At 71.7% G+C, this 19,759-nt stretch carries 17 protein-coding genes; 2 read left to right on the forward strand and 15 right to left on the reverse strand.

Going from position 1 to position 19,759, the window contains the following annotated elements; translation table 11 throughout:
• Position 1: 1 nt before the first annotated feature.
• The 7 genes from gatC to AW27_RS09500 all read right to left on the reverse strand — a co-directional run bounded on the left by gatC (position 2) and on the right by AW27_RS09500 (position 8,576).
• Complete coding sequence (gene gatC, locus AW27_RS09470) at positions 2-298, reverse strand: Asp-tRNA(Asn)/Glu-tRNA(Gln) amidotransferase subunit GatC (protein ID WP_030030671.1); 297 nt, start codon at positions 296-298, stop codon at positions 2-4.
• Between the two features lie 240 nt (positions 299-538).
• The gene (locus AW27_RS09475; RefSeq protein ID WP_236647826.1) at positions 539-2,719 is read right to left on the reverse strand and encodes a putative bifunctional diguanylate cyclase/phosphodiesterase; all 2,181 of its coding nucleotides are present in this window, start codon (positions 2,717-2,719) and stop codon (positions 539-541) included.
• A 386-nt stretch (positions 2,720-3,105) separates the two neighbouring features.
• Entirely contained in the window at positions 3,106-5,307 is a 2,202-nt protein-coding gene (gene ligA, locus AW27_RS09480) for an NAD-dependent DNA ligase LigA (RefSeq protein ID WP_037928121.1), read from the reverse strand.
• Positions 5,308-5,337: 30 nt separating this feature from the next.
• Complete coding sequence (locus tag AW27_RS09485; protein ID WP_037928119.1) at positions 5,338-6,321, reverse strand: methionine synthase; 984 nt, start codon at positions 6,319-6,321, stop codon at positions 5,338-5,340.
• Positions 6,318-7,007 carry an SDR family oxidoreductase gene (locus AW27_RS09490; protein ID WP_037928115.1) on the reverse strand — a complete coding sequence of 230 codons (690 nt, stop codon included), beginning with the start codon at positions 7,005-7,007 and terminating at the stop codon, positions 6,318-6,320. Before AW27_RS09490 ends, AW27_RS09485 begins: the two co-directional genes overlap by 4 nt.
• 107 nt (positions 7,008-7,114) lie before the next feature.
• On the reverse strand, positions 7,115-7,459 hold the full coding sequence (locus AW27_RS09495; protein WP_037928112.1) for a DUF1330 domain-containing protein: 345 nt from the start codon (positions 7,457-7,459) through the stop codon (positions 7,115-7,117).
• A 94-nt stretch (positions 7,460-7,553) separates the two neighbouring features.
• Complete coding sequence (locus AW27_RS09500; protein WP_037928686.1) at positions 7,554-8,576, reverse strand: GlxA family transcriptional regulator; 1,023 nt, start codon at positions 8,574-8,576, stop codon at positions 7,554-7,556.
• 136 nt (positions 8,577-8,712) lie between these two features.
• On the opposite strand from AW27_RS09500, the gene AW27_RS09505 reads away from it, so the two are divergent.
• Positions 8,713-9,636, forward strand: a complete 924-nt coding sequence (locus AW27_RS09505; protein WP_037928108.1) for an NADP-dependent oxidoreductase — start codon at positions 8,713-8,715, stop codon at positions 9,634-9,636.
• A 9-nt stretch (positions 9,637-9,645) separates the two neighbouring features.
• Here AW27_RS09505 and mnmA read toward each other — a convergent pair whose 3' ends face one another.
• The gene (mnmA, locus tag AW27_RS09510) at positions 9,646-10,779 is read right to left on the reverse strand and encodes a tRNA 2-thiouridine(34) synthase MnmA (protein WP_037928102.1); all 1,134 of its coding nucleotides are present in this window, start codon (positions 10,777-10,779) and stop codon (positions 9,646-9,648) included.
• A gap of 69 nt (positions 10,780-10,848) precedes the next feature.
• Between mnmA and AW27_RS09515 the strand changes: the two genes are divergently transcribed.
• Entirely contained in the window at positions 10,849-11,511 is a 663-nt protein-coding gene (locus tag AW27_RS09515; RefSeq protein ID WP_037928099.1) for an N-acetylmuramoyl-L-alanine amidase, read from the forward strand.
• Between the two features lie 12 nt (positions 11,512-11,523).
• On the opposite strand, the gene AW27_RS09520 is transcribed toward AW27_RS09515, so the two are convergent.
• The 7 genes from AW27_RS09520 to AW27_RS09550 all read right to left on the reverse strand — a co-directional run bounded on the left by AW27_RS09520 (position 11,524) and on the right by AW27_RS09550 (position 19,759).
• Positions 11,524-12,687: a cysteine desulfurase family protein gene (locus AW27_RS09520; RefSeq protein ID WP_037928096.1), complete on the reverse strand. Its 1,164-nt coding sequence runs from the start codon at positions 12,685-12,687 to the stop codon at positions 11,524-11,526.
• A gap of 123 nt (positions 12,688-12,810) precedes the next feature.
• On the reverse strand, positions 12,811-13,665 hold the full coding sequence (locus AW27_RS09525) for a thioesterase family protein (RefSeq protein WP_037928093.1): 855 nt from the start codon (positions 13,663-13,665) through the stop codon (positions 12,811-12,813).
• A 46-nt stretch (positions 13,666-13,711) separates the two neighbouring features.
• Positions 13,712-14,368, reverse strand: a complete 657-nt coding sequence (locus AW27_RS09530) for a trimeric intracellular cation channel family protein (protein ID WP_030826581.1) — start codon at positions 14,366-14,368, stop codon at positions 13,712-13,714.
• 233 nt (positions 14,369-14,601) lie between these two features.
• The gene (locus AW27_RS09535; protein WP_037928683.1) at positions 14,602-15,678 is read right to left on the reverse strand and encodes an ABC transporter ATP-binding protein; all 1,077 of its coding nucleotides are present in this window, start codon (positions 15,676-15,678) and stop codon (positions 14,602-14,604) included.
• A gap of 32 nt (positions 15,679-15,710) precedes the next feature.
• Positions 15,711-16,856, reverse strand: coding sequence for an ABC transporter ATP-binding protein (locus AW27_RS09540; RefSeq protein ID WP_052031258.1), 1,146 nt, complete (start codon positions 16,854-16,856; stop codon positions 15,711-15,713).
• The gene (locus AW27_RS09545; protein WP_037928087.1) at positions 16,853-17,860 is read right to left on the reverse strand and encodes an ABC transporter permease; all 1,008 of its coding nucleotides are present in this window, start codon (positions 17,858-17,860) and stop codon (positions 16,853-16,855) included. Before AW27_RS09545 ends, AW27_RS09540 begins: the two co-directional genes overlap by 4 nt.
• A 150-nt stretch (positions 17,861-18,010) precedes the next feature.
• A complete protein-coding gene (locus AW27_RS09550) occupies positions 18,011-19,759 on the reverse strand; it encodes an ABC transporter substrate-binding protein (protein WP_078557015.1) in 1,749 nt (582 codons plus the stop codon).

Genomic DNA, 19,759 nt, shown 5'->3' on the forward strand with positions numbered 1-19,759 from the left:
GTTAGTCCTCCCCCAGGATCTGCGGCACCTTGAAACGCTGCTGCTCCTGGGCGGGAGCACCGGAGAGCGCCTGCTCGGGGGTGAGCGACGGACGGACCTCGTCCGCGCGCATGACGTTCGTCAGCGGCAGCGGGTGGGAGGTCGGCGGGACGTCTTGGTCGGCGACCTCGGAGACACGGGCGACCGCGCCGATGATGTCGTCGAGCTGTCCGGCGAAGTGATCCAGCTCGTTGCTGGACAGCTCAAGGCGCGCCAGCCGTGCGAGGTGGACGACCTCCTCGCGCGTAATGCCAGGCATGCAGCGATCCTCTGGGGGTGGGTGGATGTGTAGTTTCGGGCTCAATCCTAGGGGGCCCGGCGCCCGGCCTGCGAAACGGTTTGGCCGGGACGCCGCACGGGGCCCGCGCGGCGTCCCGGCCGAAGGCGGGCGGGGTCGGGTGCCGGCCCCGCCGGCGTGGGGGGCGCGGGGTCCTGGGGGCGCTCCGGCGGGGGCGCCGCCCGGCCGGCCGGGCCCGGGGGCGGTCAGGCCCGGGGGCGGTCAGACCGCGTCGGCCTCGGCGGCAGCCAGTTCCGCCGTGATGTCCGCCGGGCGGCGCCAGCCGCGCTCGCCCCGGGCCAGCAGCCAGGCGGTGGCTTCCTGCGGCGGCATCGCGGCGGCCACCAGCCATCCCTGCACGGCGTCGCAGCCCAGGTCACGCAGCCGCTCCCAGGTCTCGTCGTCCTCGACGCCCTCCGCCACAACGAGCAGGCCGAGCGAGTGTGCGAGGTCGACGGTGCACCGGACGATCTCCGCGTCCTGCGTGTCGACGGCGAGCCGTCCCACGAAGGAACGGTCGATCTTCAGCTCGCTGACCGGCAGGCGGCGCAGGTGGACGAGGGAGGAGTAGCCGGTGCCGAAGTCGTCCAGGGACATCTTCACGCCGTGCCCGGTGAGGCCGGCCATGGTGTCCGCCGCCCGCTGGGGGTCCTCCAGCAGGACGTGTTCCGTTATCTCCAGCTGCAGGCCGCTGGCCGGGACACCGTGGCGGGCCAGCCGCGCCGCCACCGCGCCGGCGAAGCCAGGCGTGTGGACGTCGCGCGGCGAAACGTTGACGGCGACCGGGACCTTCAGGCCCTGTGCACGCCAGCGTGCCACCTGGGCCAGGGCCGTCTCCAGGACGTACTCCGTCAGGTGCGGCATCAGCCCGGACGTCTCGGCGATCGCGATGAACTCGTCCGGGGGCACCCGGCCGCGTTCCGGGTGGACCCAGCGCACCAGCGCTTCGAGCCCGGCGACCTGCCCGTCGAAGCGGACCTTCGGCTGGTAGTGGAGTTCCACTTCGCCCGCGTCGAGGGCCCTTCGGAGGTCGCCGAGGAGACCCAGGCGGTCGGGGGTGTTGCTGTCGCGCTTGGATTCGTACACTTCCACGCCCGTGCGGTCCCGCTTGGCCTGGTACATCGCCACGTCCGCGCGCCGCAGCAGGCCTTCCGCGTCCAGCGCGTGGTCGGGGAAGACGGCGAGGCCGGCGCTGGCCTCCAGGACGAGTGTGAGGCCGTCCAGGTCGAGCGGGGAGCTGAGTTCCGCGACCAGGTGGCGCGCGATGCGCTGGGCGCTGGTGGTGGAGTCCGCGACGGGGAGCAGGACGGCGAACTCGTCGCCGCCCAGGCGGGCGGCCTCGGCCTCCTCGGGCAGCGCCTGGCGCAGCCGGTCGGCGATCTGGAGGAGGAGCCGGTCGCCCGCCAGATGGCCCAGGGTGTCGTTGACCGCCCGGAAGCGGTCGAGGTCGATCAGCACGAGGGCGGCCCGGGTGCCCAGGCGCTCCGCCTCGTCGAGGGCCGACCAGGCCCGCTCCAGCAGCCACTGCCGGTTCGGCAGCCCGGTCAGCGGGTCCCGTAGCTGCTCCTCGGCGCGCGCCCGGGCGATCCAGAGGGTGGAGTCCAGCGCGATGAGCGGTACGGCGAACAGCGGCAGCAGGACCGGCTTGGTGACCGCCACCACGCAGATGAGGGGCGCGATGCCGAGCAGCGCGACCGCCACTAACGCCTGTCGGAGCAGGGCGGTCCGGGCGACGGTGGGCAGCCCGGCGCCGCGCGGGGCCAGGGCGATCCAGAGCAGGAACCGGGTGGCGAGCAGATAGGCGACGGCGACGAGGACGATCTCGGGCAGGGCGTCCAGCCCCCAGGTGGTGGGCGGCCAGGGGGCTTCGACGGTGGGCGCCTCGCCGAAGGCGGCGAGCACGAGGGCACCGGCGGCGATGCCGAGGATGTCGACGGAGCCGTGGAGCAGCCCCTGTCGCCAGCGGTGTCTGCGGGCGGCGCCGACCAGGGAGACCACCGCGAGCGAGACCAGTCCGGCGGGCACCCAGCCGTAGAGGATGAGCACGGCGAGGGTGAGCGCGGCGCCCGATCCGGTGCCGCCCCACCAGCGGTCCCGGCCGAGGGCGACGAGGTGGCCGACGATGATGCCGGTGAGGAGGGCCAGGGCCCAGCCGACCGGCCCGCCGGGGAACAGCGCATGACGGCCGATCAGGGCGGAAGCGACGCCGGTGGTGAGCACCACGACCGCGAGACCCACGACGAGGAAGGGCAGCACGCCGCGCCGCCCCTGCCCGCCCTCACCGGTGTCGACCGGTCGGGTGTCCGGAGTCCTGGCCCGCAGGACGCCGAGCCTGCCCGCCCGCATGGGCGGGATCTCCCCGCCGAATTCAGGTGACGGGTCGGCGCTTTCGGTGGGTTTCATGCCCGTACCTCTCACAGCCGGCGATGCCGATGTCACGCGATGGCCCCCATGTCATGCCACCACGGCCGGAATCGCATCCCGCAGCCGTGTGCACGACTGGCGCACCCCTCAACAGTAGGACGCGGGAGGCTCCCAGGGGCAGCGGTCGGCAGTGGTTGCCCGAATGCGACCCAGCCATCCTCATCAGTACGGTATCCGCCGAACGGGTGAGTTTGGACCGGGGCCCCGCCGCCCGTCCGATGATCCGACAGGCCGCCGCCCCGCGACCAGCCTTGTACCGGCCGTTTACCACCGTCCGCCACGCCTGGCGTGCGCCCGTCCTCACGGCAACACGCCACGCATCCGTTCGCCTTCGCTACTCCCCCTCGGGGATCGCCCGGTCGGTACTACTCCCCTTCGGACTCACCGTCCACGGGGAGCGCTGCTGCGCGTGCCGCGTCCGGACCCTGCTCCAGCAGCACGGCGAACCCGGCGTCGTCGAGGACGGGCAACTTCAACTGGACTGCCTTGTCGTACTTCGAACCGGGGTTGTCGCCGACCACGACGAAGGAGGTCTTCTTCGAGACGGATCCGGTGACCTTGGCACCGCGGCTCTGGAGGGCCTCCTTGGCTCCGTCCCGCGTGTGGCTCTGCAAAGTACCGGTGACGACCACGGTCAGGCCCTCCAGCGGCCGGGGCCCCTCTTCCTCGGCGGAACCTTCCTCCTCCATCCGGACCCCGGCCTCACGCCACTTGCGCAGGATCTCCTGGTGCCAGTCGACCGCGAACCACTCCTTCAGCGAGGCGGCGATGATCGCGCCGACCCCGTCGGTGGCGGTGAGCTGCTCCTCGGTCGCCGCTTCGATGGCCGCGACGGACCGGAACTCACGGGCCAGCGCCTCGGCCGCGACCGGTCCGACGTGGCGGATGGACAGGCCGTTGATGATGCGGGCGAGCGGGCGCTCCTTGGCCGCGGCGATGTTCTCCAGCATCGCCAGGGCGTTCTTCTTCGGCTCGCCCTTCTGGTTGGCGAAGACCGTGACGATCTTCTCCTCGCCGGTCTTCGGGTCCCGCTTGGGCAGGCCGCTGTCCTGGTCCAGGACGTATGCCTTGATGGGCAGCAGCTGCTCGACGGTCAGGGCGAAGAGGTCTCCCTCGTCGAGCAGGGGCGGCTGCGCCGGCTCCAGCGGGCCGGTCAGGGCGGCGGCGGCGACCATGCCGAAGTTCTCGATGTCCAGGGACTGCCGGCCGGCCAGGTAGAAGAGCCGCTCGCGCAGCTGGGCGGGGCAGCTCTGGGCATTGGGGCACCGGACGTCGATGTCCCCCTCCTTCATGGGGCGCAGCGCCGTCCCGCACGCGGGGCATTCGGTGGGCATCTCGAACTCCCGCTCGGTGCCGTCGCGCAGGTCGACCACCGGGCCGAGGATCTCGGGGATCACGTCACCGGCCTTGCGCAGGACCACGGTGTCACCGATGAGCACGCCCTTGGCCCTGACGACCTCCTGGTTGTGCAGGGTCGCGAACTCGACCTCGGAGCCCGCCACCGTCACCGGCTCCACCTGCGCGTAGGGCGTCACGCGCCCCGTACGCCCGACACCGACCTTGATGTCGATCAGCTTGGTGTTGACCTCTTCGGGGGCGTACTTCCAGGCGATGGCCCAGCGCGGGGCGCGGGCGGTGGAGCCGAGCCGGCCCTGGAGGGCGATCTCGTCGAGCTTGACGACCACGCCGTCGATCTCGTGCTCCACCGAGTGCCGGTTCTCACCGAACTCCGCGATGAAATCCCGGACCTCGGCGAGGGAGGACACCACCTTGTTGTGCCGGGCGGTGGGCAGGCCCCACTCGCGCAGCAGCTCGTACGCCTGCGACTGGCGCTCGATCGCGAAGCCCTCGCGGGCGCCGATGCCGTGGACGACCATGTGCAGCGGGCGGGTCGCCGTGACCTTCGGGTCCTTCTGGCGCAGGGAACCGGCCGCGGCGTTGCGCGGGTTGGCGAAGGGCTTGCCCTCCGCCGCGACGAGTCTGGCGTTGAGCTCCTCGAACTTCTCCATCGGGAAGTAGACCTCGCCACGGATCTCGACGAGCGTCGGGATCCGCTCGCCCGAGAGGCGGTCCGGGATCTCGGCGATGGTGCGGACGTTGGGCGTGATGTCCTCACCGGTGCGGCCGTCGCCGCGGGTGGCCGCCCGGGTGAGCCGGCCGTGCTCGTAGGTGAGGTTGACGGCGAGGCCGTCCACCTTCAGCTCGCACAGGTAGTGGTAGGCGGAGCTGCCGGTGTCCCGGGCCACCCGATCGGCCCAGGCGGCCAGTTCCTCGTCGTCGAAGGCGTTGTCGAGGGAGAGCATGCGCTCGCGGTGCTCGACGGAGGCGAAGTCCGTCTCGTACGCCCCGGCCACCTTCTGGGTGGGCGAGTCGGGCGTGCGCAGCTCCGGGAACTCCTCCTCCAGCGCCTCCAGCGAACGCAGCAGCCGGTCGAACTCGGCGTCGCTGACGACCGGCTGGTCGTTCACGTAGTACCGGAAGCGGTGCTCCTCGACCTGCTCGGCCAGCAGCTGGTGCTGTTCACGCACCGCCGCCGGTACTGCCGTGTCCTGCTGTTCGGCTGCCATGCCGTGTCCTCCCGTGGCCCGTCTCGACCGTCACTCAGGGTTGTCGGCGAGCGACCTCGCCGCCCTGGCGCAATGTGCCTGCACCGCACGGGCGTAGGCGGGCGAGGCGCCCGCCAGACCGCACGAGGGGGTGACCACGACGGACTCCGCCAGAGTCCCCGGGGCCAGCCCCAGCCTGCGCCAGAGCTTCCTGACACCCATGACGCTACCGCCCGGGTCGGACAACGGGCCGTCGGTGCCCGCCACCACTCCGACGAAGAGCTTCGTACCGCCTTCGACGGCCTCCCCGACGGCGTCGTCCTCGCGCTCCGTGAGCAGGGAGAAATCGAACGACACTCCCGTGGCGCCGGCCCGGCGCAGCAAGCCGAAGGGAACTTCGGGTGCGCAGGAGTGGACGATCACGTCGCCGTCGTGGACGGCGAACAGATCGCGCAGGACGCCCTCGACGACCTGCCGGTCCACGGCGCGGTAGGTGCGGTAGCCGCTCGCGGAGCGGACGCGGCCGCGCAGCACGGCCGTCAGGGACGGCTCGTCGAGCTGCAGCACGACGTCGGCGCCGGGGATCCGCCTGCGCACGTCGGCCAGGTGCTCGCGCAGCCCCTCGGCGAGCGATCCGGCCAGGTCGCGGCAGGCTCCCGCGTCCTGCAGCATCGCCTCGCCGCCGTGCAGCTCCAGGCCGGCGGCCAGCGTCCACGGCCCGACCGCCTGGATCTTCAGCTTGCCGGTGTAACCCTGGGTGAACTCCTCCAAAGCGTCCAGGTCCTCGCCCAGCCAGGACCTGGCCCGGCGGGTGTCGCGCCCGGGCCGGTCGCTGATCCGCCAGCCGCTGGGCTCCACGTGCGCGTACAGGTCGACGAGCAGCCCGGTCGTGCGGCCGATCATGTCGGCGCCGGGGCCGCGGGCGGGCAGTTCGGGAAGGTACGGGAAGTCCTCGAAGGATCCGGTCGCGGTCTTGGCGGCCTCGCGGGCGTCGCCGCCGGGCAGCGAACCGACTCCGGTCGCGCCGGCGCTCATCGGCCCGGCCTCACGGACAGGTCGTTGACCTCGGCGTCGCGGGGCAGGTCGACGGCCATCAGGACTGTGGTCGCCACCGACTCGGGGTCGATCCAGGCGGCGGGGTCGTACTCCTTGCCCTCCTGGGAGTGCACCTTGGCCTGCATGGGGCTGGCGGTGCGGCCCGGGTAGACGGAGGTGACCCGGATGCCGTTGGCCCGCTCCTCGGCGCGCAGCGAGTCGGCGAGGGCCTTCAGGCCGTGCTTGGAGGCGGCGTACGCGCTCCAGTCGGCGTGGGCGTTGAGACCGGCGCCGGAGTTGACGAAGACGACGGTGGCCTTGGAGGCGCGCAGGGTCGGCAGCAGCAGCCGGGTCACCTCGGCGGGGGCGACCAGGTTCACGTTGAGCTGCTGGTGCCAGGTCTTGGGCCGCAGCTCCCCCACCGGGCCGAGGTCGACGATCCCGGCGATGTGCAGGAGCGAGTCGATGCGCTCGGGGATCGCCTGCTGGGAGAAGGCCCAGGAGAGCCGGTCCGGATCGGCGAGGTCGCCCACGAGGGCCCGGGAGCCGGGGTAGCGCTCGACGAGCTGCTTGCCGCGGGCGGCGTCGCGGGCCAGGAGGACGAGGTCGTCGCCGCGGGCGTGCAGGCGGGTCGCGACGGCGGCGCCGATGCCGGAACCGGCACCGGTGATCAGGTGAGTAGCCATACCGCACATGCTCGCACCCCCGAGCCCGCGCGGGGCCCGAAGGTCGAGGTCAGGTGCCGGCGGCGGCTGCGCGGGCCCCGCGAGGACGAACGCGGCCCGGGCGACCGTCAGAGGCCGGCTTCGGCGCGCAGGGCCGCGGCCGTCTGCGAGGCGTCGTAGTCGGCCGGGACGCCCTCGACCAGTACGGCTTCGCCGGCTATGTGCTTCGTACGCAGGGGGAGGATGGCCTGGTAGGCGTCGGAGGCGTACCAGGCGCGGGCCCGCTCGATGTCGGGGAAGCCGATGACGACGACGGTGCCGGGGAAGGGGCCCTCCAGGACCTCGACCTGCCTGCCGTGCACGAGGAAACGGCCGCCGTGGGGGTCCAGCGTCGACTGGATGGCCTCGATGTAGGTGAGGACGTCCTCGTTCATCGTCTCGGGGCGCAGGTGGGCGATGGCGTACGCGGTCATGGTCCGCTCCCTGGTCGGTGCCGAACGGTCCGCTGGTGCGGGCCGTTGGTCCGATCCTGGCCGCTCGCGGCCGCGGTGGCGATGACCTCCGGGGTCATGCCGGGGCAGCGGCGGGCTGGAAGGTGCGCCGGTAGGCGATCGGGGAGACGCCGAGGGACGCGCGCATGTGCTGGCGCAGGGAGTTCGCGGAGCCGAAGCCGGACCGGTGGGCGACGAGGTCGACCGGGAGGTCGCTGGACTCCAGCAGGTGCCGGGCCCTTTCGAGGCGTTGGGCGGTGAGCCACTGCACCGGGGTCATGCCGACCTCGTCGCGGAAGCGCCGGGTGAAGGTGCGCAGGCTCATCCGGGCGTGGGCGGCGAGCTCGCCGAGGCTGACCGGTTCGGCGAGGCGTTCCAGGGCCCAGGCCCGGGTGGCGGTGGTGGTGGCGACGGTGGGCTCGGGGACGGGCCGGTCGATGAACTGGGCCTGTCCGCCGTCGCGCCAGGGCGGTACGACGCACATGCGGGCGGCCCGGTTGGTGACGGTCACGCCGTGGTCACGGCGGATCAGGTACAGGCACAGGTCCACTCCGGCGGAGACGCCGGCCGAGGTCAGGACGTCGCCGTCGTCGACGAACAGGACGTCCTCGTCGAGGCGGACCCGGGGGTAGGCGCGGCGGAACTCCTCGGCGAGGTTCCAGTGCGTGGTGGCGGGGCGGTCGTCGAGGAGTCCGGCGGCGGCGAGCACGTAGGAGCCGGAGCAGATCGACACCAGGCGGGTGCCGGGGCGGATGCCGGCGATGGCCGCGGCGACGGCGGGCGGCAGCGGTCCGCCGCGGCCGAGCTCGGGCATGGCGTGGGTGGGCGGGACGACCACCGTGTCGGCGGCGGCGAGGGCCTCGGGCCCGGCGGCGGGCTGGAGGGTGAAGCCGGAGTCGCTGGGGACCGGGGCGCCGTCGGCGGTGCAGACGACGACCTCGTACAAGGCCTCGCCCTCGTCGTCCACGGCGCTGCCGAAGACCCGGGAGGGGATGCCGAGCTCGAACGGCGGGAAGCCGGGGAGGGCCAGGACGGCGACCAGGTGGCGGCCGCCCGCTCCGCTTCCGCGACGGGCCGTGTCCTCGAAGTGCTCCCGCATCTCACCCATGGCCAGATCCTGTCACACAGTGGCCAAACGGCCAACACCGTGGGCGTTCCCCCTGTCCGAATCTGGGACGCGTCGCCGGGGAACGGCCCGGTAGCGGACGCGAACGAACGGAATGAGGCGGACTGAGATGCGCGCGATCGTCGTCGACAAGTGGGGCGGCCCGGAGAACCTGGTCGAGCGGGAAATCGAGCGGCCGGAGCCCGGTCTGGGCGAGGTCCTCGTCCGGGTCCACGCGGCGGGCGTCAACCCGGTCGACTGGAAGACCCGCGCGAGCGGCGCCCTGATCACCTGGGGCGAGACCCCGGTCGTGGGCTGGGACGTGTCCGGCACCGTCGAGGCCGTCGGCCCTGGCGTGACCCTGTACGCCCCGGGCGACGAGGTGTACGGCATGCCGCACTTCCCGCGCCAGGCGGGGGGCTACGCGCAGTACGTGGCGGCGCCGGCGCGACACTTCGCCCGCAAGCCCGGCTCCCTCGACCACGTGCAGGCGGCGGCGCTGCCGCTGGCGGCGCTCACCGCGTGGCAGGCACTGGTGGACACCGCCGGCGTCACGGCCGGGCAGCGGGTGCTCGTGCACGCGGCGGCCGGCGGGGTCGGGCACCTGGCGGTGCAGATCGCCAAGGCCCGCGGCGCGTACGTGATCGGCACCGCCAGCGCGGCCAAGCACGAGGTGCTGCGCGGGCTGGGCGCCGACGAGCTGATCGACTACCGCTCGGTGGACTTCGCCGGGGCGGTCTCGGACGTCGACGTCGTGCTGGACGCGCTGGGCGGCGACACCGCCGAGCGCAGCCTGAAGGTCCTCAAGGCCGGCGGCCACCTGATCTCGCTGCCCGGCCCGGACTCCGTCCCGGCGGGCGCCGACGGGGTGAACGCGGCCTGGGTGCTGGTCGACCCGGACCTGAAGGGCTTGGAGGCGATCGCAGACCTCGCGGACCGGGGCCTGCTGAAGCCGCTGATCGAGACGGTGCTCCCGCTGGAGCAGGCCGCGAAGGCCCACGAGATCGGCGAGCAGGGCCGCACCACCGGCAAGATCGTCCTGACGGTGGTCTGAGCCGGTCCGTCAGACGGCGGCCGCGGCCCGCGTCGTCGTCGCGATGGTGGCGGAGCCGACCACGCGGGTGCCGTCGTAGAGCACGATCGCCTGGCCGGGGGCCACGCCGCGGACGGGCTCGGCGAAGGAGACGCGCAACTCGCCGTCCACCACCTCGGCGAAGACCTCGGTCTCTCCGCCGTGGGCGCGCAGCTGGGCGGTGTAGGTGCCCGGGGCGGCCGCCTCGGCCCCGCACCAGCGGGGGCGGATCGCGGTGAGGGCGCTGACGTCGAGGGCCTCGACGGGTCCGACGGTGACGGTGTTGTTCACCGGGGAGATGTCGAGCACGTAGCGCGGCTTGCCGTCGGGGGCCGGGTGGCCGATCCGCAGGCCCTTGCGCTGGCCGATGGTGAAGCCGAAGGCGCCGTCGTGCGTGCCGACCTTCTCGCCGGTGGCCCCGTCGACGATGTCGCCCTCGGCCTTGCCGAGGCGGCCGGCGAGGAAGCCCTGGGTGTCTCCGTCGGCGATGAAGCAGATGTCGTGGCTGTCGGGCTTCTTCGCGACGGCCAGCCCCCGCTCCTCTGCCTCGGCCCGGATCTCTTCCTTGGTGGTGAGGGTGTCGCCGAGCGGGAAGAGGGCGTGGGCGAGCTGCTTGTCGTCGAGGACGCCGAGGACGTAGGACTGGTCCTTGGCCATGTCGGAGGCGCGGTGCAGCTCGCGGGAGCCGTCCTCCTTCAGCACGACGGTGGCGTAGTGACCGGTGCAGACGGCGTCGAAGCCGAGGGCGAGGGCCTTGTCGAGCAGCGCGGCGAACTTGATCTTCTCGTTGCAGCGCAGGCAGGGGTTCGGGGTGCGCCCGGCCTCGTACTCGGAGATGAAGTCCTCGACGACGTCCTCGCGGAAGCGCTCGGCGAGGTCCCAGACGTAGAAGGGGATACCGATGACGTCCGCGGCACGGCGGGCGTCGCGGGAGTCCTCGATGGTGCAGCAGCCACGGGCTCCGGTCCGGAAGGACTGCGGGTTCGCGGAGAGCGCGAGGTGGACGCCGGTCACGTCGTGCCCGGCTTCGACGGCGCGGGCGGCTGCGACGGCGGAGTCCACTCCGCCGGACATGGCGGCCAGGACGCGAAGGGGGCGGTCGGTGCGCGGCAGGTTCTCAGTCATAGCACCGTCCAGGGTACGGGGGAACCGAGCGGGGTCACAGCGCGTTATCGGCTACAGGGGGTGGATCACATGGCCGAGCAGGGGAACAAGAGATCGAAGTCGGGGCGGACGCGCCGGGCGGTGCTGCTCGGCGGGCTGGGCATCGTCTCCGCGGGGGCGGTCGCCGGCCGGGAGGAGATCCGCCGCGCGTGGTGGCTGCTGCCGGGAGTGGCCAAGCCGCGCAAGGAGGGCGAGATCGACCACGCGGGGGCGGGCTGGACGGCCGCCTCGCCGGCGAACTGGCGGATGGCCGACCGGCCCGACGACTACCGGGTGGACCGGATCGTCGTGCACGTCACACAGGGCGGCTTCCAGTCCTCGGTGGACGCCTTCAAGAATCCGTGGCACAAGGCTTCGGCGCACTACATAGTCCGGGGAGACGGGCATGTGGAGCAGATGGTGCGCGAGTTGGACGTGGCCTTCCACGCGGGCAACCGGTCGATGAACGAGCGCAGCGTCGGCATCGAGCACGTCGGTTTCGTGGACCGGCCGGAGGACTTCACGGACGCCCTGTACGCGGCTTCGGCCCGGCTGGCCGCCGACATCTGCCGCCGCTACGACTTCCCGGCGGACCGCAAGCACATCGTCGGGCACTCCGAGGTGCCCGGCGCCGATCACACGGATCCGGGCGGGCACTGGGACTGGGACCGCTACCTGCGCATGGTTCGGGAGGCCCTGGCCGCTCCGGCCTGAGCCTCCCCGCGATCAGCTGAGACCGGCCGTCCGGGCGCGCTCCACCGCGGGACCGATGGCCGCGGCCAGGGCGGCGACGTCCTCCTTGGTGGAGGTGTGGCCGAGGGAGAAACGCAGGGTGCCGCGGGCCAGCCGAGGATCGGTGCCGGCTGCCAGCAGGACATGGCTCGGCTGGGCCACGCCCGCGGTGCACGCCGATCCGGTGGAGCACTCGATGCCCTGGGCGTCGAGCAGGAGCAGCAGGGAGTCGCCCTCACAGCCGGGGAAGCTGAAGTGCGCGTTGGCCGGAAGCCGCTCGTCGGGGTCTCCTCCGAGGACGGCGTCGGGCACGGCCGCGAGGACCGCGGCCACCAGGTCGTCGCGCAGGGCGCCGACCTCGGCGGCGAACCGCTCCCGCCGCTCGGCGGCGACGACGGCGGCCACCGCGAAGGCGGCGATGGCGGGAACGTCGAGGGTGCCGGAGCGGACGTGCCGTTCCTGCCCGCCGCCGTGCAGGACGGGTACGGGACTCTGGTCGCGGCCGAGGAGCAGCGCTCCGATGCCGTAGGGGCCGCCGATCTTGTGACCGCTGACGGTCATGGCGGCGAGGCCGCTGTCGCCGAAGTGGACATCGAGCTGCCCGAAGGCCTGGACGGCGTCGGAGTGCAGCGGGATGCCGGCCTCGCGGGCGGTGTCGGCCAGTTCACGGACCGGCATGACGGTGCCGATCTCGTTGTTGGCCCACATGACGGTGGCCAGGGCGATGTCGCCGGGGTTGCGCTCGACGGCTTCGCGGAAGGCGTCGGGGTGCACGCGCCCGTAGCGGTCCACGGGCAGGTAGTCGACCTCGGCGCCCTCGTGCTCGGCGAGCCAGTGCACGGCGTCGAGGACGGCGTGGTGCTCGACGGGGCTGGCGATGACCCGGGTGCGGGCGGGGTCGGCGTCGCGCCGGGCCCAGTAGAGGCCCTTGACGGCGAGGTTGTCGGCTTCCGTGCCGCCCGCGGTGAAGACCACCTCGCTGGGGCGTGCGCCGATCGCCTCGGCGAAGGCCTCGCGGGCCTCCTCGACGGTACGGCGGGCCCGGCGGCCGGCGGCGTGCAAGGACGAGGCGTTCCCCGTGGCGGCGAACTGCGCGGTCATCGCCGCGGCGGCCTCCGGCAGCATGGGGGTGGTGGCGGCGTGGTCGAGGTAGGCCATGATCCCCCGATTCTAGGGGCCCGCCTGCGGCCCTCCGCCCGGCGGGACCCGATCCGGCCGGGCCGCGGGGGCTCATACCCGCCCCGCGACCTCCCGGCCGGGCGCCGCGCCGTGCGCCGGGCGTCACATGCGCAGGGCCCGTGCCAGCTGGCGGGACTGGGCGACCAGGTGGTCGGTGGAGTCCCAGACCTCGGCGTCCTCCTCCAGGAAGCCGCCGGCCAGGTTGCGGGTGGTGATGGAGATCCGCAGCGGGCCGGGGGCCGGGCGGCGGCGGATGTGCGTGGTGAGCTCCACGGTCGGGGTCCAGGCCACCAGGCCGAGGTCGAAGGCGGTCGGCGGCAGTGCGTCCACCGCGAGGAGCATGGACAGCGGGTCGGCGTCGCGGCCGTCGGCCAGCTCGAACCAGGCCCGCATCTCCCCCTTGCCGGAGGGGGCGCCGACGGCCCAGCCCGCCGTCGCCGGGTCGAGCCGGAGCCGGAGCCGGTCCACGATGGCGGAGCTGCCGGGGATCGGCGCGGGGCCGGCCTCGGGGCCGATGCAGTTCTCGTAGGAGGGCATGAGCGGCGGCTCGGCGACGGTCCGCACGTCGTCCGGCAGGGACGCGAGGTCGCCGTACGAGGCGAGGACGCGGATGCGCTCGACCTCGTTGCCGTGCTCGTCGTACTGGAAGAGCGAGGCCTGGCCGGTGGAGAGGGTACGGCCGACTCGGACGACCTCGGTGCGGATCACGGCCGGGCCGGGCACGGAGGACGTCAGGTAGTGCGCGGAGACCGTGAAGGGGTCCGGGTGCGGGAGGGCCGCCGACAGGGCCCGGCCGACCAGGGCCAGCAGGTAGCCGCCGTTGACAGCGGCGATGATCGTCCAGCCGGCGGAGAGCTCCGCGTCGTACACGCCGGGCTCGCCGGCGCGCTCGGTGATGGCGGTGTCGCGGTCGAACTCGCTGTCGCCGATGGATGCCTGGGCAGCTGCATATGACATGGAACGACGGTACACCTGCTTACTACTAAGCGGTAGCTTTCTCTTGCTACGGCTCTTCGGCCACCGAGGAGCGGCGGTTCCAGGCCAGCGGCGCCCGCCAGTGGTAGCGCATGGCGAGGAGCCTCAGGACGAAGGTGGTCACGATCGCCAGGCCGGTGGTGACGGCGTTGAGCGAGTCCAGGGCGATGGAGACGGCGACCATCGCGGCACCCACGGTGGCGGGCACGGCGTACATCTCGCGGTCGCGCAGCAGCGAGGGCACCTCGTTGACCAGCACGTCGCGCAGTACGCCGCCGCCGACGGCCGTGGCCAGGCCCAGCGCCGCGGACGCGGTCAGGCCGAGGCCGTACTCGTAGGCCTTGGTCGTGCCGGTCACACAGAACAGTGCGAGGCCGGCGGCGTCGAAGACGTTGATCGCCCGGTTGATCCGCTGAACCTCGGGGTGCAGGAAGAAAACGATCGCGGCGGCGATCAGCGGGGTGACGAAGAAGCTGAGCTCACCGAAGGCGGCCGGCGGGACGGCACCGATGACCAGGTCGCGGAAGAGGCCCCCGCCGAGGGCGGTGACGAGGGCGAGCACGGCGATGCCGAAGACGTCGAAGTTCTTGCGGACGGCGAGCAGGGCACCCGCGGTGGCGAAGACGAAGATGCCGGCGAGGTCCAGCGCATGCTGGACCCCGGGCGGGAAGAGATCGTGGAGCACCGGGCCATTGTCGCCCCTCGGCTCCCGCCCGGGTGACGCGTCACCCCCGGCTCCCGCCCAGGTGGCGGGCCCCGCGGCGGCCGCCGGACAACCGGGCTCCGCCTGCCGCGGCGGGGCGCCGGCCTGGCCGGGGATCCGCCACGACGCACCGCGCCCGGGGCCACGGCCGGGGCGGCTGTCCCCGGCGGCGCGCCGGCCGTGCCGGGGACAGCCCCCGGCACGGCCGGGGCGGCCTACTGCGAAGCCGTCGTCACCGCGTCCGCCGCACCCGGGAGGGGCGTGTCGCCCGGAGCCTGGTCGGGGGCGTTCTCCGGGTGGTGGCAAGCCACCTGGTGCCCCGTCTTCAGCGCGAGCAGCGGCGGCTCCTGGGTGGCGCAGATCTGCGTCGCCTTCCAGCACCGCGTGTGGAAGCGGCAGCCGCTCGGCGGCGAGATCGGGGACGGCACGTCTCCCTTGAGCAGGATGCGCCCGCTCCTTGCGCCGCGCCGCCTCGGGTCCGGCACCGGCACGGCCGACATCAGGGCCGCCGTGTACGGGTGCATCGGCTCCCCGTACAGGGACGCGTTGTCGGCGAGCTCGACGATCTTGCCGAGGTACATCACCGCGATGCGGTCCGACACGTGGCGGATGACCGACAGGTCGTGCGCGATGATCACATAGGTGAGGCCGAGCTCCTTCTGGAGGTCGTCCAGCAGGTTGACCACCTGGGCCTGGATCGAGACGTCGAGCGCCGAGACGGGCTCGTCCGCGACCACCAGCTTCGGCTTCAGCGCCAGGGCCCGCGCGATGCCGATGCGCTGGCGCTGGCCGCCCGAGAACTCGTGCGGGTAGCGGTTGTAGTGCTCGGGGTTGAGGCCGACGAGCGACAGCAGCCGCTGGACCTCCGCCTTGAGCCCGCCCTCCGGGACGACGTTCTGGAGCTTGAACGGGGCGCTCACGATGGTGCCCACCGTGTGGCGCGGGTTCAGCGAGCCATAGGGGTCCTGGAAGATCATCTGCACGTCGCGGCGCAGCGGGCGCATGCCCGCCACCCCGAGGTGCGTGATGTCCTTGCCCTCGAACTCGATCGTGCCGCCGCTCGGTTCGAGCAGCCGCGTGATCAGCCGGCCCATGGTCGACTTTCCGCAGCCGGACTCGCCGACGACGCCGAGGGTCTCCCCGCGCCGGACGTCGAAGTCGAGTCCGTCGACGGCCTTGACCGCGCCCACCTGGCGCCGGATCAGCCCCTTGGTGATCGGGAAGTGCTTCGCCAGGCCGGTGACCTTGAGCAGGACTTCGGGCGAGTCCGTGGCCTGCGCGGGAATGACCACCGCTTCCGGCTTCTTCGTGTCAGGCGTCTCGGTCACAGCTTCGGCGCAATCTCTTCGGTCCAGATCCGGGTCCGCTCGTCCTGCGGCATGTGGCAGGCGGACCAGTGGCGGCTGTCGTCCTGGGTGAGCTCGGGCCGGACCGTACGCGTCACGTTGCCCTTGGGCACGTCGGCGTACGGGCAGCGCGGGTTGAAGGCGCAGCCGTCGGGGATGTTGATGAGGCTGGGCGGGGAGCCCTTGACCGGGATGAGGCGCTCGCTCTGCTCGCGGTCGATGCGCGGCATCGAGCCCAGCAGGCCCCAGGTGTAGGGGTGGCGGGGCTCGTAGAACACCTTCTCGGCGGTGCCCCGCTCGACGCACCGGCCGCCGTACATCACGAGGATCTCGTCGGCCATCTCCGCGACGACGCCGAGGTCGTGCGTGATCATGATGACGGCGGAGCCGAACTCCTTCTGCAGATCGCGGATCAGGTCCAGGATCTGCGCCTGCACGGTGACGTCCAGCGCCGTGGTCGGCTCATCCGCGATCAGCAGGTCAGGATTGTTGACCAGCGACATCGCGATCATCGCGCGCTGGCGCATACCGCCGGAGAACTGGTGCGGATAGTCGTCGACGCGCTTGCCGGGCTCGGGGATGCCCACCCGGTCGAGCATCTCCACGGCCCGCTTGCGCGCCGTCTTCTTGTCCACGTCGTTGTGGACGCGGTACGCCTCCACAATCTGGGAGCCGATCGTGTAGTAGGGGTGCAGCGCGCTCAGCGGGTCCTGGAAGATCATCGCCATGTCGCGGCCCCGCAGCCTGCGCACCTCCTCGGGATCGGCCGTCAGCAGTTCCCTGCCCCCGAGCCAGATCTCGCCCGACATCTCGACGCTGGAGCGGTCGGCGTTGCCCGCCCGGTGCAGGCCCATGACGGCCAGCGAGGTGACCGACTTGCCGGAGCCGGACTCGCCCACGATGCCGAGGGTCTGTCCCTTCTCCAACTGGAAGGAGAGCCCGTCCACCGATTTGACGACTCCGTCGTCGGTGGGGAAGTGCACCTTGAGGTCGCGGACGTCGAGGAAGGCCTCGGCGGGACGGCCTGCGACCGGATCCGCCGAGAGGGCCGTGCCGGTGGAGGCGGCGTCCGCGGTACGGGCGTCGGCGCTGACGCCCTTCCCCTTCTGAGTCGGGTCGGTCACGACAGCCTCACCCTCGGGTCGATGATGGCGTAGACGAGGTCGACCACCAGGTTGCAGAACACGATGAAGAAGGCGGCGAACAGGGTCACGCCGAGGATCTTCGGCAGGTCGTTGACCGCGATCGCCTGGTAGGCGTACTCGCCGACGCCGTGGTACGAGAAGACCGTCTCGGTGACGATCGCGCCGCCGAGGAGCAGCCCGAAGTCCATGCCGAAGATGGTCACGATCGGGGTCAGCGCGGAGCGCAGTCCGTGGCGGGTGACGACCACCCGCTCGCGCAGGCCCTTGGCCCGGGCGGTGCGGATGTAGTCCTCGCTCATGGTCTCCAGCATTCCGGCCCGGGTGAGCCGTGCGTAGAGCGCGGAGTAGAGGAAGGCCAGCGTGCACCAGGGCAGGACCAGTCCCTGGACCCAGGCGGCCGGGTCGTCGGAGAAGTCCACGTAGACGTTGGTGAACACCGGCCAGTTGAAGACGAAGACGGCCAGCGCGAGGGTGCCGGTGAAGAACATCGGCAGGGAGACGCCGGCGAGGGCCACGCCCATCGCGAGCCGGTCGAAGAGCGAGCCGGGCCGCAGGGCCGACACCACGCCCGTGGTGACACCGGTGACCAGCCAGATGGCGGCCGCCCCCAGGGTGAGGGAGGCGGTGACGGGCAACCGGCTCACGATGTCGGGCCAGACCTCGACGTGGTCCTTGAAGGAGTAGCCCAGGCAGGGGGCGTTGCACTGCGAGGGGCTGGGGCCGTAGTTGAACTCGCGGCCCGCGAAGATGCCCCTCAGGAACTCCCAGTACTGCGCGTACAGGGGTTGGTCGAAGCCGAGGTTCTTCTTGACCGCGGCGATGGACTCGGGCGAGGGGTTCTTGCCCACGTACTGCGTGGCCAGCGAGTCGGCCGTGCCGCCGGCCAGCCGGGGCAGCAGGAAGAAGATCGCGAAGGTGATCGCGCTGACAACGAGCAGCAGGAACACCGCGGCGAACAGCCGCCGGACGATGTACACAAACACGGGGGTCGGCTTCGGCGTCCGCCGGTCCGTACCGCCCCCGGTCGGGGGGCGGTACGGACCGGCGCGCGCACTGCTGCCTTCACCTGCCTTCCACGGTTCTGGCAGATCTGGCTGAGAGGGTCGAACTGCCTGAGGACTTGGCGTCCGGGTTTACTTCAGGCCGATGTTGAGGTAGTCGTACTGACCGCTCCACGCCGGGTTGGAGACCACGTTGGTGAGCTTGGGCGAGCGGTAGTGCAGGACCTTGAAGTAGGTCAGGGGCACGATGACCGCCTGGTCCATGACCTTCTTGTCGATCTCGCCGTAGACCTTCTCGCGCGCGGCGGCGTCGGTGTTGGCGATGTTGTCGTTCAGCATCTTGTTGATCTCGGGGTCGTTCAGCTGCGACAGGTTGGTGTTACCGGTCTTGCTGATCGCGTCACCGTGTACGACCTGCTGGAGGAAGCCGAAGCCGCTCGGCCAGTCGGCGCCCCACTGCATCATCATGAGGCCGATCTTGTTGTCCTCGGTGAACTTCGGGACGCCCGCGTAGTCGCTGAAGTACTTGCCGGCCGGGAACTGCTGGATCTTGACGTTGATCCCGACCTTCTTCAGGGACGCCTGGATGGCCGTGGCCATGTCGACCTCGCCGGCGCGGTCGTTGCGCGCGGTGATGGTGGTCTCGAAGCCGTTCGGCTGTCCGCAGGCGGTCAGCGCGGCCTTGGACTTGGCCTCGTCGCCCTTGTTGTCGGGGGTCTCGTAGGTGTTGAAGTCCACGTGCCCCGGGATGTCGGTCGGCAGGACGGTGCTGGCGATGGCGCCGCGGGTGGGACCGCCGAACGCGGTCTGCACCGACACCTTGTCGATCGCGTACTGGACCGCCTTGCGGCACTCCACGTTGTCGAAGGGCGCCACCTTGGTGTTCATCGCCATGTAGACCAGGCGACCGCCCTCGGCGTTGTCGGTGTTGGGGTCCTTCGAGGTCAGCAGCTCGGTCTGGGTCTGCTGGGCCACACCGTTGCCGACGATGTCGATGTGGGTGTTGCCGGCCTTCAGGTTGGAGTCGATCGTCTCCTGGTTGACCTTCAGCTTGACGACGATCTTCTCCGGGAGCTGCTTGCGCAGCGGGTCCGTGGAGGCGTCCCAGTTGGGGTTGCGGACCAGGACCGCCTGCTTGTCGTGCTCGTAGCTCTCGAACATGTACGAGCCCGAGGAGACGATGTTCTTCACATAGTCCGCGCCGTTGTCCTTGGCCTTCGGCACGGGGGCCGACTGCGGGTTCGCCAGCAGGTAGTCGAACTCGGCGAAGGGCTGCTTCAGCTTGAAGACGATCGTCTGGTCGTCGGGGGTCTCGATGGACTGCAGCCCCGTGTCGGACTTGTCCTTGTACGGGCCCTCGTAGGGGGTCTCGTTGTCCTTGAGGTACTGCGCGAGGTAGTTCGGGCCGTTGGAGTGCACGTCACGGGCGAAGTTGCTCCGCTCGACGGCGTACTTGACGTCCTTGGAGGTGATCTCCGTACCGTCGCTGTACTTCACACCCTTGCGAATCTTGTACGTCCAGGTGGCACCGCCGTCACTGGGGGTGCCGAGGCTCTCGGCGAGGTCCGGGACGACCTTGTTGCCCTCGGCTCCGGCGCCGGGAGCGAAGGTGGTCAGCGGACGGGCGTACAGGCGGCTGAAGTTGAAGACGAAGCCGTAGTAGGTGTTGCCGGGGTCGAAGGAGTCGGGGGTGTCGGACGCCTCGTAGACGAGCGTTCCGCCCTGCTTGTCGGAGGCGTTGACCACGCCCTTGACGGCGGCGTTGGATCCGGCCGACTTGTCGTCGCCGGCGGTCTTGTCACCACCATTGCAGGCGGAGGCGGTGAGGGCGACGGTGATGGCGGCGGCAAGCACCGCGGCTTTTCTCGACCTGCTTCTCAT

This window comes from Streptomyces sp. PCS3-D2 (assembly GCF_000612545.2).
GTDB lineage: Bacteria > Actinomycetota > Actinomycetes > Streptomycetales > Streptomycetaceae > Streptomyces.

What these genes read in the sequence shown, in the direction of transcription:
- AW27_RS09475 (WP_236647826.1), bottom strand. Translation starts at nt 2,719, where the DNA reads ATGAAACCCACCGAAAGCGCCGACCCGTCACCTGAATTCGGCGGGGAG.
- gatC (WP_030030671.1), bottom strand. Translation starts at nt 298, where the DNA reads ATGCCTGGCATTACGCGCGAGGAGGTCGTCCACCTCGCACGGCTGGCG.
- AW27_RS09525 (WP_037928093.1), bottom strand. Translation starts at nt 13,665, where the DNA reads ATGTCATATGCAGCTGCCCAGGCATCCATCGGCGACAGCGAGTTCGAC.
- AW27_RS09550 (WP_078557015.1), bottom strand. Translation starts at nt 19,759, where the DNA reads ATGAGAAGCAGGTCGAGAAAAGCCGCGGTGCTTGCCGCCGCCATCACC.
- AW27_RS09490 (WP_037928115.1), bottom strand. Translation starts at nt 7,007, where the DNA reads ATGGCTACTCACCTGATCACCGGTGCCGGTTCCGGCATCGGCGCCGCC.
- AW27_RS09495 (WP_037928112.1), bottom strand. Translation starts at nt 7,459, where the DNA reads ATGACCGCGTACGCCATCGCCCACCTGCGCCCCGAGACGATGAACGAG.
- AW27_RS09520 (WP_037928096.1), bottom strand. Translation starts at nt 12,687, where the DNA reads ATGGCCTACCTCGACCACGCCGCCACCACCCCCATGCTGCCGGAGGCC.
- mnmA (WP_037928102.1), bottom strand. Translation starts at nt 10,779, where the DNA reads ATGACTGAGAACCTGCCGCGCACCGACCGCCCCCTTCGCGTCCTGGCC.
- AW27_RS09505 (WP_037928108.1), top strand. Translation starts at nt 8,713, where the DNA reads ATGCGCGCGATCGTCGTCGACAAGTGGGGCGGCCCGGAGAACCTGGTC.
- ligA (WP_037928121.1), bottom strand. Translation starts at nt 5,307, where the DNA reads ATGGCAGCCGAACAGCAGGACACGGCAGTACCGGCGGCGGTGCGTGAA.
- AW27_RS09500 (WP_037928686.1), bottom strand. Translation starts at nt 8,576, where the DNA reads ATGCGGGAGCACTTCGAGGACACGGCCCGTCGCGGAAGCGGAGCGGGC.
- AW27_RS09515 (WP_037928099.1), top strand. Translation starts at nt 10,849, where the DNA reads ATGGCCGAGCAGGGGAACAAGAGATCGAAGTCGGGGCGGACGCGCCGG.
- AW27_RS09485 (WP_037928119.1), bottom strand. Translation starts at nt 6,321, where the DNA reads ATGAGCGCCGGCGCGACCGGAGTCGGTTCGCTGCCCGGCGGCGACGCC.